The sequence below is a fragment of the Rhizobium sp. M1 genome (assembly GCF_002531805.1).
Classification (GTDB): Bacteria; Pseudomonadota; Alphaproteobacteria; order Rhizobiales; family Rhizobiaceae; genus Rhizobium; species Rhizobium etli_C.
The window spans coordinates 128,295-141,304 of record NZ_NWSW01000002.1; the positions used below are offsets into that span (position 1 = coordinate 128,295).

Annotated in this window: 13 protein-coding genes; 5 read left to right on the plus strand and 8 right to left on the minus strand. The window is 63.3% G+C overall.

Going from position 1 to position 13,010, the window contains the following annotated elements:
- Positions 1-95: 95 nt before the first annotated feature.
- Both CO655_RS02745 and CO655_RS02750 read right to left on the minus strand, forming a co-directional pair.
- On the minus strand, positions 96-1,070 hold the full coding sequence (locus tag CO655_RS02745) for an L-threonylcarbamoyladenylate synthase (protein ID WP_064686175.1): 975 nt from the start codon (positions 1,068-1,070) through the stop codon (positions 96-98).
- A 60-nt stretch (positions 1,071-1,130) separates the two neighbouring features.
- Entirely contained in the window at positions 1,131-1,739 is a 609-nt protein-coding gene (locus CO655_RS02750) for a DUF6656 family protein (RefSeq protein WP_010030774.1), read from the minus strand.
- Between the two features lie 414 nt (positions 1,740-2,153).
- Here CO655_RS02750 and CO655_RS02760 point away from each other — a divergent pair, with 414 nt between their 5' ends.
- Both CO655_RS02760 and CO655_RS02765 read left to right on the plus strand, forming a co-directional pair.
- Positions 2,154-3,398 (plus strand): aromatic ring-hydroxylating dioxygenase subunit alpha, encoded by a 1,245-nt coding sequence (locus CO655_RS02760; RefSeq protein ID WP_097663856.1) that lies wholly within the window; start codon positions 2,154-2,156, stop codon positions 3,396-3,398.
- Positions 3,399-3,540: 142 nt separating this feature from the next.
- Entirely contained in the window at positions 3,541-3,996 is a 456-nt protein-coding gene (locus CO655_RS02765) for a BA14K family protein (protein ID WP_010026411.1), read from the plus strand.
- Between the two features lie 122 nt (positions 3,997-4,118).
- Here the strand turns inward: CO655_RS02765 and CO655_RS02770 are convergent, their stop codons facing one another.
- On the minus strand, positions 4,119-4,382 hold the full coding sequence (locus CO655_RS02770) for a DUF982 domain-containing protein (protein ID WP_097663706.1): 264 nt from the start codon (positions 4,380-4,382) through the stop codon (positions 4,119-4,121).
- A gap of 318 nt (positions 4,383-4,700) precedes the next feature.
- Positions 4,701-5,696 (minus strand): transporter, encoded by a 996-nt coding sequence (locus CO655_RS02775; protein WP_010030971.1) that lies wholly within the window; start codon positions 5,694-5,696, stop codon positions 4,701-4,703.
- 209 nt (positions 5,697-5,905) lie between these two features.
- Here CO655_RS02775 and CO655_RS02780 point away from each other — a divergent pair, with 209 nt between their 5' ends.
- Together CO655_RS02780 and CO655_RS02785 are read left to right on the plus strand one after the other, a co-directional pair.
- A complete protein-coding gene (locus CO655_RS02780) occupies positions 5,906-7,681 on the plus strand; it encodes an acyl-CoA dehydrogenase (RefSeq protein ID WP_097663707.1) in 1,776 nt (591 codons plus the stop codon).
- A 31-nt stretch (positions 7,682-7,712) separates the two neighbouring features.
- The gene (locus CO655_RS02785) at positions 7,713-8,465 is read left to right on the plus strand and encodes a crotonase/enoyl-CoA hydratase family protein (RefSeq protein WP_097663709.1); all 753 of its coding nucleotides are present in this window, start codon (positions 7,713-7,715) and stop codon (positions 8,463-8,465) included.
- Positions 8,466-8,494: 29 nt separating this feature from the next.
- Here CO655_RS02785 and CO655_RS02790 read toward each other — a convergent pair whose 3' ends face one another.
- Together CO655_RS02790 and CO655_RS02795 are read right to left on the minus strand one after the other, a co-directional pair.
- Positions 8,495-9,499, minus strand: a complete 1,005-nt coding sequence (locus CO655_RS02790) for an MBL fold metallo-hydrolase (protein ID WP_097663710.1) — start codon at positions 9,497-9,499, stop codon at positions 8,495-8,497.
- Between the two features lie 82 nt (positions 9,500-9,581).
- A complete protein-coding gene (locus CO655_RS02795; protein WP_097605475.1) occupies positions 9,582-10,400 on the minus strand; it encodes an oxidoreductase in 819 nt (272 codons plus the stop codon).
- Between the two features lie 85 nt (positions 10,401-10,485).
- Here CO655_RS02795 and CO655_RS02800 point away from each other — a divergent pair, with 85 nt between their 5' ends.
- Positions 10,486-10,935: a helix-turn-helix domain-containing protein gene (locus CO655_RS02800; protein ID WP_097605474.1), complete on the plus strand. Its 450-nt coding sequence runs from the start codon at positions 10,486-10,488 to the stop codon at positions 10,933-10,935.
- 4 nt (positions 10,936-10,939) lie between these two features.
- On the opposite strand, the gene CO655_RS02805 is transcribed toward CO655_RS02800, so the two are convergent.
- Positions 10,940-12,190, minus strand: coding sequence for a class I SAM-dependent RNA methyltransferase (locus CO655_RS02805; RefSeq protein WP_097663711.1), 1,251 nt, complete (start codon positions 12,188-12,190; stop codon positions 10,940-10,942).
- Positions 12,187-12,972, minus strand: coding sequence for a TlyA family RNA methyltransferase (locus CO655_RS02810; RefSeq protein WP_245423746.1), 786 nt, complete (start codon positions 12,970-12,972; stop codon positions 12,187-12,189). The genes CO655_RS02805 and CO655_RS02810 overlap by 4 nt, the downstream gene beginning before the upstream one ends.
- Positions 12,973-13,010 lie beyond the last annotated feature (38 nt).

The window sequence follows — 13,010 nt, forward strand, 5'->3', positions numbered from 1 at the left end:
CAGATTCGCTTATCACGCTTTAGGTCTTTGTTTTTACGCATGTCTTTATCGCAAAACCGCTGCACACTTTTGCGAGACATGCTCTATCAGCTCTATCAGTCGCGCGGGGCGGCAGCCCTTTGCAGGCGGTCGTTGATCGCTTCGCCCAGGCCGTCGTCGGGAATGGGCGAAAAGGCGATGCTCGAGACGCCGCTGGCATCGGCCCGCTTCATGTAGTCGAAAAGGTTGGCCGCCGCTTCCGCAAGATCGCCGCGCGGGCTGAGGTCGAGAACGATGCGTGCGTCGCGCGCGCCTTCGACTGCCGCACCGCCGAAGGCGATCAGCGCCTCGCCGGGTTCCACCGCGCTCGCATTGAGACGCACGCTGGCGCCCGGCGCATAATGCGAGGCGAGCATGCCCGGCGCCTCGATGGCCGCCGATGCCTTTTTGGCGCGCAGCAGCGGCCTGCCGGCGACGCGTTCGATTTCCCGCGCCGCCAGGCCGCCGGGCCGAAGCAGCCTCACCCGGTCGCCCTCCACCTTGACGATCGTCGATTCGACGCCGACCGTGCTCGGGCCTGCATCGAGGATCAACGGAATCTTCGCGCCGAGATCGGCCTCGACATGGGCAGCACTCGTCGCGCTGATGGCGCCGGAGGTATTGGCGCTCGGGGCTGCGAGCGGCCGCCCGAAGGCGCCGATCAGGGCGCCGGCGAAACCCTTCGGCACGCGCACGCCGACGCTGTCGAGACCGGCGGTCGCCAGCGAATGGATCGGGCTTTCGGCCTTGAGCGGCAGCACGAGCGTCAGCGGACCGGGCCAGAAGGCTTCGGCGAGCGCTCGCGACACCGGATCGAACTCGGCATGATGTTCGGCCATGGCAAGGTCGGCCATGTGACAGATCAGCGGATTGAAGCGCGGCCGGCCCTTCGTTTCGTAGATACGGGTGATGGCGGCGGGGTTGGTGGCGTCGGCCGCAAGGCCGTAGACGGTCTCGGTCGGCATGGCGATGGCGAAGCCGTCGGCAAGAGCGGCTGAGGCCGCTTCGAGCGCCGCCTGCCTGTCTGCCTCTATGTCGATGATGCGTGCCATGTGCTGCCCGGATTGATCCCGGCAGTCATTAGGCTTTCCGCCGCCGCCGATCAATCGCTGTTATAGCTGCCGGATGATTTCGCGCAGCTGTTCGTTGCGGGCACCGAGCAGCAGGACGTTGCGGATCGCCGCCTGCGGGTCGTGGGTGCGGAAGAGCAACCCATTGCCGCGTACCGACCGGTCGATGGTCATCCTTTCGGAGGAATCCTCGCCCGGTTTTATCGCGACGGCGAAATACATGCGGGAATAGCCGACGTCGATGCGCTGGAAGAAATTGTCATTGTCGCCGATGTCGGAATAGAAATTCGCAATATAAAAGGCCCAGCTCACCTCGTCATAATGGGCAAACTTCGTGCGCGCGGCCGTGACATGGCAGTAGCCGAGATGCGGGCTGTCCTCCAGCGTCCGGTGGAAGACCATCTTCGGAAACTGGATCGAGTGGTGAAAGCCGTTGATGTGCTGATGCGTTTTTTCGCCGGCCACCTGCAGCTTGCGGCCGGTCTTTGCCGCGACCTCGTCATGGGTGAGGTAGCGCTTTTCCTCTGCCAGCCAGTGCCGCCGTTCGCGCGGGATGCGGCCGGTGCGCAGGAATTCGGAATGGGCGGCAATCGGCTGCCGCTCCCGCAATCTGCTGGTGTCCTTCGCATCGAAATAGCGGAGTCTGGCCATGGTTCGCGTTCTTCGGTCGGTCTGATTCATCGCAAGGATAGGGTCCTATGCTTAAGGCGGTGTTAACGCGGTTCCGGCTGCGCCACGGCTGCCGGCAGGTGTGAAAAGATGTCGCAAATGCGACGGTGATCGGCATCCGGCAGCCGACCTCTCTGCGAAACGGGGCTTTACGCCATGTCGCAATTGACGATAATTGCCTGGAGAGTCGGCGATGCGATCGAGCGGGGCGGGCCGTCACGGCCTTGCCGCATCCTGTCGTCAATTTCGAAGCCGATGTCGCATTGCAACCAAGCAGCAGGCGGGCTCGGTGATTAAATGACGCCATGAACAATTCTCCAAGAGGAGAAGGAAGCGGGCGCGTTTCCGCGGTTTTTCCCGCTTAACGGCGGCAGCCGGATGCACGAGGATATGAAGATGGATATTCGCAGCAACGTTTTGCGTCAGCTCAAGAACCGCCGTGAGGGCTTCAGCCTCGAGCAGCCGTTCTATATCGACGAGGATTATTTCCAGCTCGACATGGAGATGATCTATTATCGCGACTGGCTGTTCATGGGCCATGATTGCGAGCTGCCGAAGCCGGGAGCCTATTTCACCGTCCAGATCGGCAGCTATCCCGTCGTCATCGTGCGCGGCCGCGACAATGTCATCCGCGCCTTCCACAATAGCTGTCGCCATCGCGGCTCGCGCGTCTGCACCAAGGAGCGCGGCTCCTCCGTGCGTCTCGTCTGCCCCTATCATCAGTGGACCTATGATCTCGACGGCAAGCTCGCCTTCGCCCGCCATATGGGCGATGATTTCGACAAGACCGGCTTCAACCTGAAGCCCGTCCATTGCGAAAGCGTGGCCGGCTATATCTTCATCTGCCTCGCCGACACCGCCCCGGATTTCCAGACGGTGCGCGACAAGGTCGAGCCCTATATGGCGCCGCATCGGATCGGCGAGACCAAGGTCGCCTTCCAGAGCACGATCATCGAGAAAGGCAACTGGAAACTCGTCTGGGAAAACAACCGCGAGTGCTATCACTGCGCCGCCAATCACCCGGAACTCTGCCGCACCTATCCTGAAGCGCCGAGCGTCACCGGCACCGATGGCGGCGCCGACGATCCCGAAATCGCCGGCCATTGGGCGCGCTGCGAGGCCGCCGGCCTGCCGAGCAAGTTCCAGATTTCCCCGGACGGTCAGTTCCGCACCGCCCGCATGCCGTTGATCGAGGATGCCGAGAGCTACACCATGTCCGGCAAGCCGGCCGTCAAGCGCCGGATCGCCGACGATATCTCGATCAGCCATATCGGCACCATGCTGCTCTTCCACTATCCGACGACCTGGAACCACCTGCTCGGCGACCATGCCATCTCCTTCCGCGTGCTGCCGCTCAGCGCCAACGAGACGGCGGTGACGACCAAGTGGCTCGTCCATAAGGACGCGGTCGAGGGCGTGGATTACAATCTCGAGGAACTGACGCATGTCTGGACCGAGACCAACGATCAGGATCGCCGCATCGTCGAAGAGAATGCCTTCGGCATCCACTCGCCCGCCTACGAGCCCGGCCCCTATTCTTCCCTGCACGAGGGCGGCGTCATGCAGTTCCTCGAATGGTATTCGAACTTCATGGTGAACCGGCTGCAGGGCGACCAGGCGAAGATCTCCGCCGTCGCCTGATGCATGTCGCCCGCAACTAAGGCGGGTTCAGGTCGACCGATCTAAAACAGAAAAGCAGCCGGTCGCCGGCTGCTTTTGGAACCATTCAGCCACGAACGCGTTGCGTGGCAGGCGGTGATCGCCGTTGAATGGGAGAGAGGTAATGATCGGGCTGAAAAGCAAAATCGCGACTGCAATTCTCACTGCCGCCGTCGTGCTGACGGGCTTTGCCCCGTCGCAGGCAATCCAGATGCCGACCGCCCCGCAGGTGGAGAAATCCTCCGCCGTCGAGGAGGTCCAATATCGCCGTTACTATCGCCGCGACTATTACCGGCCCGGCTATCGCCCCGGCGCCTATTACCGCCCCGGCTGGTACGGCGGCTATCGCGGCTACAGCTATTACCGCCCGGGCTATCGCCGCTATAACGGCTACTGGTACCCGCTCGCCGCCTTCGGCGCCGGCGCAGTCATTGCCGCCCCGCGCTACGTTGCGCCCGCGCCGCGCTATGGCTCGGCGCATGTCGCCTGGTGCGCCAACCGCTACCGTTCCTATCGGGCCTACGACAACACGTTCCAGCCCTATAACGGCCCGCGCCAGCAGTGCTATTCGCCTTATTGAGGTGAGGTAGGGGACGCGCGACGCGAGTTGCTTCGGCGCAGGAGTTGGCCGGAACCTCACCCCACCTTCCGGATGACGGAGGGTGGGGGAAGCTCTGCGCCTAATACGTCGCCCACGAAAACTCAGTGAACGGCTGTTATCACCGACATGCCAGCTTCGTCGGCGGCACGGATAAGCGCTGCTCGCGCGTCCTGCGCCGGAATTTCTCCATGAATTGCATCCCGGCATGCCCTGATCGCAATAAGATATTCGTCTCCATCGTCGATCGGCCAGCCAACCGTCAGCATCTCGGCAGCCTGTACAAGGCTTGCAACAAGCTTGTATTTTTCCGGCCCACTCACGACGAGCATCAGAGGGGCAAATTCTTCGGATGTGCACCACTTCATGACATTAGGTCTCCCCACGGTAAATATATTAGTAACCGTGCAAGAACCGTTCCGGACGAGGTGGCTGCATGAACCAGCCGATCATCCGAGCGTCGTTCGATGGGAGGCCCGCCAGCAGGGCGGGCTATTCGCCTTAATTGATGGCCCGAAAGCTGCCCCTCACCCTAGCCCTCTCCCCGTAAAGACGGGGCGAGGGGACGTGCCTTACGAGACGCTGGAGAGGGACGGAGAGGTTGCGGCTATCCCCCCTTCGCCCCGCAAGCGGGGAGAAGGTGCCGGCAGGCGGATGAGGGGCAGGCGACACCCCCACCCGCACATTCAAAGAATGTTCACCCGCCGCAGCAGCCACCAGGCGAATGCGATCGAGGCGATGATGAGGATGAAGGCATATTCCGTGCCGTAGTCGCCGACGGCGAAGGGCAGGTTGGCGGTGTTCATGCCGAAAAAGCCGGTCACCAGCGTCGGCGGCAGCAGGAAGGCGGTCATGATCGACAGCAGATAGAGGTGGCGGTTGGTTTCGGAGGATTGTTTCGAATCGATTTCTTCGTGCAGCAGGCGCGCCCGATCCTGCAGCGCATAGATATCGTGGTCGACCGTCTCCAGCCGGCTCGTCAGCCGCCGCGCCACGTCGTCGAAGCCGAAGGGCATCTCGTCTTCATCGGCCGCCGCCGCCCGGCGCATCAGCGCCAACACCGTGCGCAGATGGCGATGCAGCCGCACCACGGTTCGCCTGACCGGCGCCAGCCGGCGGCGCTCGTCGCGCGGGGCGTTGTCGTAGACGATATCCTCGATCTGGTTCAGCTCTTCGGTGAGTTCGATGACGATGGCGATCAGCGTACGCTGAAACTCGATCACCAGCAGTTCGAAGAGATCGACCGGCCGCGCAAATTTGCCCGGATTCTTCTCGATCAGCCCGCGCGCCCGCTCGACGCTGCGCAGCGGCTGCAGCCGCGTGGTGATGATGAAGCGGTCGGACATGGCGAAATGCAGCCAGCCGAGATTGTTGGTGTCCTGGGCGAAATCGCGCTGGCAGTCGACAAGCGTGCCGTAGAGCATCTGCTCGTCGACGGTGATCGCCGCATGGGTGTCATGCGTCGTCAGCGCCGATTTGGCGTCCTCGGTCAGCCCGTCGAGCGTCTCGAGCAAGGCCGGCACGCGGGCGTCGACCAGGTTGAGATGCAGCCAGTAGAAACAGTTGTCGGCGGTCAGCTCCGCCACCGTCGCGCTGTTGTTCAGCCGTACCGCCGTCTTGTCATCCGGCGAGAAACGATAGGCCCAGACGAAACCGGGGATGTTGACGGGCAATGTATCCATTGTTCGCCGGTCCTTTGCGAAGGCGATGTCATTCTAGAAATTCTCCATGACGTCCATTTGTGCAACTGTGCAAGAGCAAACCGCCATGTCGGGGAAACTATCGCACGGCGGGCCGGGAAATCGAAATTGACGTTTACGTAAAAATCAATTAGCCCTTGCCTCGGAGGGGCTTTGCGCGAGGTGCAGGCCGGTCCCATGGAGGAGAAAGCATGTATAAGGCGCCCGTCGAGGAAATCGCGTTCACGTTGAAGCATGTAGCGGATATGGGGGAGGCGCTGTCGAACGGTCTGTTCGGCGATCTCGGCGACGATCTGGTCGACGCCATCCTCTCCGAGGCGGGTCGTTTTGCCACAGAGGAGGTGGCGCCGCTTGCCGACATCGGCGACCGCCAGGGCGCCCGCCTCATCGATGGCGACGTCAGGTTGCCGGATGGCTGGCGCGATCTCTACCGCAACTGGATCGCCGGCGGCTGGAACGGCCTGACGGCGCCCGAAGCCTTCGGCGGCCAGGCCCTGCCCGACATGCTGAATGTTGCGGCGCTGGAAATGTGGAACTCCGGCTCCATGGCCTTTGCGCTCGCCCCGACGCTGACGATGGGCGCCATCGAGGCGGTCAGCGCCCATGGCAGCGCTGCGCTGAAAGAGACATATCTGGCAAAGATGGTGTCCGGCGAATGGACCGGCACGATGAACCTGACGGAGCCGCATGCCGGCTCCGATCTCGGCGTGCTGAAGGCCCGCGCCGAGCGGCGCGCCGACGGCAGCTATCGCATCTTTGGCCAGAAGATCTTCATCACCTGGGGCGAGCACGACGCGGCCGACAATATCATCCACCTGGTGCTGGCCCGGCTGCCGGATGCGCCGGCCGGCACACGCGGCATCTCGCTCTTTCTCGTGCCGAAATTCCTGGTGAACGACGACGGTTCGCTTGGTGCCCGCAACGATCTCTTCTGCCATTCGCTGGAACACAAGCTCGGCATCCACGGTTCGCCGACCTGCACGATGATCTACGGCGACGGCCGGTTCGGCGGCGAAAAGGGTGCGATCGGCTGGCTGGTCGGCGAGGAGAACAAGGGGCTCGCCTGCATGTTCACGATGATGAACAATGCGCGTCTCGCCGTCGGCATGCAGGGTGTGGCGATCGCAGAGGCGGCCACCCAGAAGGCGCTCGCTTATGCCAGGGAACGCACGCAGGGCAGGGCGCCGGGTTCGACCGGCGCCGGCATGAGCCCGATCGTCGAACATCCCGACGTTGCCCGTATGCTTCTCACCATGAAGGCGCTGACCCAGGGTTCGCGCGCCATCTCCTATGCCTGCGCCCATGCGCTCGACATGTCGCGCCGGGCAGGCGATAGCCGCCACTGGCAGGAGCGCGCCGCGCTTTTGACGCCGATCGCCAAGTCGTTTTCAACCGATGCCGGCGTTGAGGTCGCCTCGCTCGGCATTCAGGTGCATGGCGGCATGGGTTTCATCGAGGAGACCGGTGCGGCGCGTTATCTGCGTGATGCCCGCATCGCCCCGATCTATGAGGGCACCAACGGCATCCAGGCGATCGACCTCGTCACCCGCAAGCTGCCGCTTTCCGGCGGCGATCAGGTCATGGGCTTCATCGCCGAATTGAAGGCGATCGCCGAGGCTGTCAGCCGCTCCGATCTCGATGGTTTCGGCGAGACTGCCGCCAGACTCGGCGCCGCGATTTCAGATCTCGAAGAGACGACCGCCTGGCTTCTGGCAGCACTTGCCGATGGGAGGGCTGCCGAGGCGCTTGCCGGCGCCACTCCCTATCAGCGCCTGTTCGGCCTCGTGCTCACCGGCTGTTATCTCGCCAAGGGTGCTCTGGCCGAAAGCGGCGACGGCAAAGGCGAGGGCCGCATCGCGCTCTGCCGCTTCGCCGCCGAAAACCTGCTTGCCGAGACCGCGGCCTTGCGCGATCGGGTCGTCAACGGCGCGGCAAGCCTCGCCGCCGCCCGCATCCTGCTTGCCTGAGGAGATCCCCATGACACCTGAGGAAAACCTAGTGACCGACCACATCATCATCGAGCAGTCTTCCGCTCATCCCGGCGTTCAGCTCATTCGCTTCAACCGGCCGGAAAAGAAGAACGCCTTCACACGGGCGATGTATCGCACCATGACCGATGCGCTCACCGCCGCCAATGCGGACGCGAATATCAGAGTGACGGTCTTTCTCGGCACCGAAGGCAGCTTCTCGGCCGGCAACGACATCGGCGATTTTCTTGCCACTGCCATGGGCGGCAGCATGGGAGACGAGCTGATCGATTTCCTCTACGCGCTCGCCAGATCCGAAAAGCCGCTGGTGTCAGGGGTCGACGGCCTGGCGATCGGCATCGGCACCACCCTCAACCTGCACTGCGACCTGACGATCGCCTCCGACCGCAGCCAGTTCCGCACGCCTTTCGTCGATCTGGCTTTGGTGCCGGAAGCGGCTTCCAGCCTGATCGCGCCGCGTGTGATGGGCCACCAGCGCGCCTTTGCCATGCTGGCCGCCGGCGAGGCCTTCAGCGCCGAGGAAGCCCGCGAGGCCGGCCTCATCTGGAAGGTGACGACGCCCGACGAGGTGGAGAATGCGGCGCTTGCCGCGGCTGCGAAACTCGCCGCCAAGCCACCGGAAGCCTTGAAGATCGCCCGCGATCTCATTTGCGGCTCCCGGGAAGAGGTCATCGCCCGCATCGACGTCGAGGCTCGTCATTTCGCCGCGCGCCTGAAAAGCGCCGAAGCGCGGGCGGCCTTCGAAGCCTTCATGCGCCGCTGAACGGCGGCCTGGGGCAAACGGGGTACCGATTAGACCATCGGCACGTTGAAGACCTCTCCGGCCCTGAGCGGCCGGAATCGGTCGGGGGGAATGGCGTGCTCGCGCATGGCGTCTTGCAACGCTCTTACCGGCGCATCGACCGCTTCATTCGTCAGTTGGAACGTGGCGAAGTGATGCCCGGCCACATAGGCCGCATTTGCGAGCTTCATTCCGATCACCGCCTCCTCAGGATTCTGGTGCTGCCCTTTCATGAACCATCGCGGCTCATAGGCGCCGAAGGGTAAGATGGCCAGGCGAAAGCCGCCATGCTTCCGCTGTACCGCTTTGTAATTGATGCCGTGGTGAAAGCCCGTATCGCCGACGTGATAGATCTTGCCGGCTGGCGTCGACAAGACGAACGACGCCCAGAGCGCCATCCGGCGATCGGCGCCGCCGCGGGCGGACCAATGATGGGCCGGCTCCGCATCGATGCTTATTCCGGCGTGCGAGATGCGCTCGCCCCAGTCCATCGATGTCGTCTGCAGATCGGGCACGGCGCGGCGGATGATCGTGTCATTGCCGAGCGGTGTCACGACCCGCGGCCGATGCTTCGCGTGCAAGCGTTTGAGCGTTGCGATATCGAGATGATCATAATGATTGTGCGATACCAGCACGAGATCGATCGGCGGCAAATCATCGAACGCGATGCCCGGTTGGACGACGCGTCTGGGGCCGGCAAAGGTGAAGGGGCTGACCCGCTCCGACCACACCGGATCGGTGAGAATATTGAGACCGGCGACCTGCACCAGCATGGTTGCATGCCCAACCATGGTTACCCGCAGGTCTTCGCCGTCTACGCCTGGATCCGGTTTTGCCGCCGCAAATGGACTTGGGACCGACCGCGGCCAGCGCTCACGGCCGCCGCCGAATTGCCACCGCAAGAGCTCGCGGAAACCAAGCGGCTCGATGCCTTCGGGATTGAAGAAATACGTGCCGTCGAAGTGATCGGACACCGGGCCCGCATAGTAGGGATTGCGTCGTTTGGTCTTGCGCATTCAGAATCGGTTTCCTTGGCCGAGGATAGGATGACTTTAAGCCTGTCGGCTTGAAATCTGAATCCTATCCTCGATTAACGCGTCAGGCCGAAGCAGGAAACTCGTTGACCTTTCGCAGCAGGCTGTCGACCAGCCGTTCCGGCAGGTAACGGCGAAGCGAGCGGACCTGGCGCGACTGCTTGCCGGCGGAATAGCGCAGCTTCGGCTTCTTCGCGGTTGCGGCTTTCACCACCATGTCGGCGACGACCTCAGGCGCATCACCCGTTTCCACCCATTTGCGCATCAGCGCTTCGCTGCGGGCGCGTTCCGAAGCATAGACCGGAAGAGGTTGGTCTGCTCGTGTCAGATTTTCCTCGAAGGATGTTCTGGTGACGCCGGGTTGGACGAGAACAACACGAATGCCGAAGTTGCGCACTTCATGATCGAGCGATTCCGAATAGCCCTCGAGCGCATGTTTGGTCGAGGCATAGAAGGCGTTGTACGGAGCCGGGATGAGGCCGAGGATCGAGCTCATGTTGATGATCCGGCCGCTCTTTTGCTTCCTCATGACCGGCAGTACCGCATTGGCGACGCGCGCCACGCCGAAGACGTTGACGTCGAAAAGCCGCTGGGCCTGGGCGATGGAGGATTCTTCGGCGCCGCCGATGAGGCCGATGCCGGCATTATTGACGACGAGATCAAGCCGGCCGGTTTGCCGGACGACCTCCGCAACAGCCGCCTGCACCGAGGCTTCCTCGGCCACATCACAGATCAGCATCGTTATGCCGGGCCTGTTGGCGGCCGGTTTGCGGCTGGTCCCGAACACGCGGTAGCCGGCCTTCACCAGCGACTCCGCGGTTGCAAGGCCGATGCCTGAGGATGCACCGGTGACCAGTGCAACGCTTCTGTTTCTGTCGGTCATATTGTCAGCTTTCAAAAGAGTGGATCATCGTTGGCCGATCTGTTACTATCTTTTCGATATCGTGTCACTATCGAAAAGATACCTAATGAAAAATAATTCGATTCCGCAATGCCCGGTCGCCCGCGGCCTTCAATCCGTCGGGGATGCGTGGAGCATTCTCGTTTTGCGCGACGCCCATTCGGGCCTCACCCGTTTCGACCAGTTCAGGAAGAGCCTCGGCATCGTGCCGACCATGCTGACCAAGCGTCTCAAGGCGCTGACGGAGGACGGTCTGCTGGAGAAGCGCCTCTATTCCGAACGGCCGCCCCGCGAAGAATATGTCCTCACGGAAGCCGGTCGCGATTTTCTGCCTGTGCTGATGATGATCGGGGCTTGGGCGCACCGCCATTGCGATGGCGAACTCGCCCGCTATGTCGATGTCGAGTCAGGATCGGAGATCGAGCCGATCGCAATCGATGCCGTCACGGGTGCAAAGCTCGGAACCCGGCCAATGCGCATGAGTTTGCAGCGGGAAAGCGAGCCCGGCGATCGATAACGGCCTACTTCTCCAGCGTCGCCACCACCTCGACATGCGAGGTCCAAAGGAACTGGTCGATCGGTGTCACCCCGGTAATGCGGTAGCCGCCCTCGACGAGGATCTGAAGATCGCGGGCCAGCGTCAGCGGATTGCAGCTGACGGCTGCGATCTTCTTCACGCCTGAGCGGGCAAGTTCCTTGCACTGAAACTCCGCGCCGGCGCGGGGCGGGTCGAAGACGACCATGTCAAAGGGCTTGAACTCCTGCGTCATCAACGGGCGGCGGAAGAGATCGCGTTTTTCGACACTCACCGGCTTCAGCCCCTGCGTCTTGCGGGCGGCCTGGTCGAGTGCGGCGAGCGCCGTTGCCTCGGCTTCGACCGCATGCACCCGGCCGATGCGGGCCAGCCTGAGCGAAAACGTGCCGGTGCCGGCGAAGAGATCGGCGATCCGCTTGGCCTTGCCGGCATGGGCAAGCACCAGCTCCGCCATTGCCTCCTCTGCCGGCTTGGTCGCCTGGGCGAAGCCGCCGGGCGGCGGCGAAACCTCGACGCCGCCGAAATCGATAAGCGGCTTGGCCGGCTCGACGAGGATTTCGCCGTTCACGGTCACACGGGCGATGCCGCGCAGGCCGAGCACGGTCTCGATCGCCTTGCGCCGCTGCGGGTCGGAGAGTTTCTTGATGTCGTCGGCCGCTATATCGAGGCCGGAAAGCGTCTCGAGCACTGCCACCCGGAAGGGTTCGGCATTGGTCGCGAGCGCGGCGGCAATCGCCTTGATCGCCGGCAGCCGGGCGACGATCCCTGCCGACGAGATCGGACATTCCTCGATGGCGACGATATGATGGCTTTCGGCCTGGTTGAAGCCGATCAACATATCCTTCTCGGTCTTGCGCGCCGCAAACACCACGCGCCGGCGCTCGCCCGGCCGGGCCGGAACGATCTCGCCGACATCAGGCGTCAGCCCCTTGGATTTGAGTGCATCGACCACCAACTGCCGCTTGAAAGCGCGGTAGGGGGCATCCGCCAGATGCTGCAGCGTGCAGCCGCCGCAGGTGCCGTTGACGCCGTCCGGACCGAAATGCCGGCAAGGCGGCTCCTGCCGGTCGGGCGAGGGCGTCGTGATCGACATGATCGTGCCCTGGCTTTTGACGCGGGCGATCGCCACCGTTTCCCCGGGAAGGGAAAAGGGCACATAGACCGGGCCGGCGGCGCTGCCGGCAATGCCGTCGCCCTGGGCGCCGAGCTTCTCGATGGTGACGGTTTCGGTGCTCACGGTTTCAATCCTGCCAGAAGGAATTCCTGATTGCCGTCGCCGCCGGCAATCGGGGAGGGGATGAGGCCGAGGCTTTTCCAGCCCATATCCTCGGTGAACCAGCGCTCCAATTCCGCAGCGACGGCGGGCGCAGACGAGGGGTCCTTCAACAGTCCGCCCTTGCCGATCGCCTCGCGTCCCGCTTCGAACTGCGGCTTGACCAGCAGCACGGCGATGGCGCCCGGCGAGGCGATATCAAGAGCCGGCGCCAGCGCCAGCTTCAGTGAGATGAACGAGACATCGGAGACGATGAAGCTTGCGGGGTGGCCGATATCCTCGGCCGTCAGGTAGCGGGCGTTGAGGCCTTCCCGGTTCGTCACCCGCGGGTCGCCTGAGATGCGCGGATGCATCTGCCCATGGCCGACATCGATCGCCATGACATGTGCCGCACCGCGCTGCAGCAGCACCTCGGTGAAGCCGCCTGTGGACGCGCCGATATCAAGACAGTGATGGCCGGCGGGATCGAGCCGGAAATGCTCGAGGGCGCTAGCAAGCTTCAATGCGGCGCGCGAGACGTAATCCTGCGCCGGATCGTCGATGGCAATATCGGCGTCGGCGCCGAAGAGCGCGCCGGCCTTCGTCACCACCTGGCCGGCGATCCGGACGGTGCCGCGCTGCACGGCGTCGCGCGCCCGCGAGCGGCTGGCAAAGAGGCCGCGGGAGACGAGCAGCTGGTCGAGGCGTTGGCTGTTTTGATCGGACATCGGCTGTGAATGACCGGCAAAGCCGCCGGTTGCAAGCATTTTGTTCCAGGATCGCCACGGCCGTCGGAGCTTTCGGA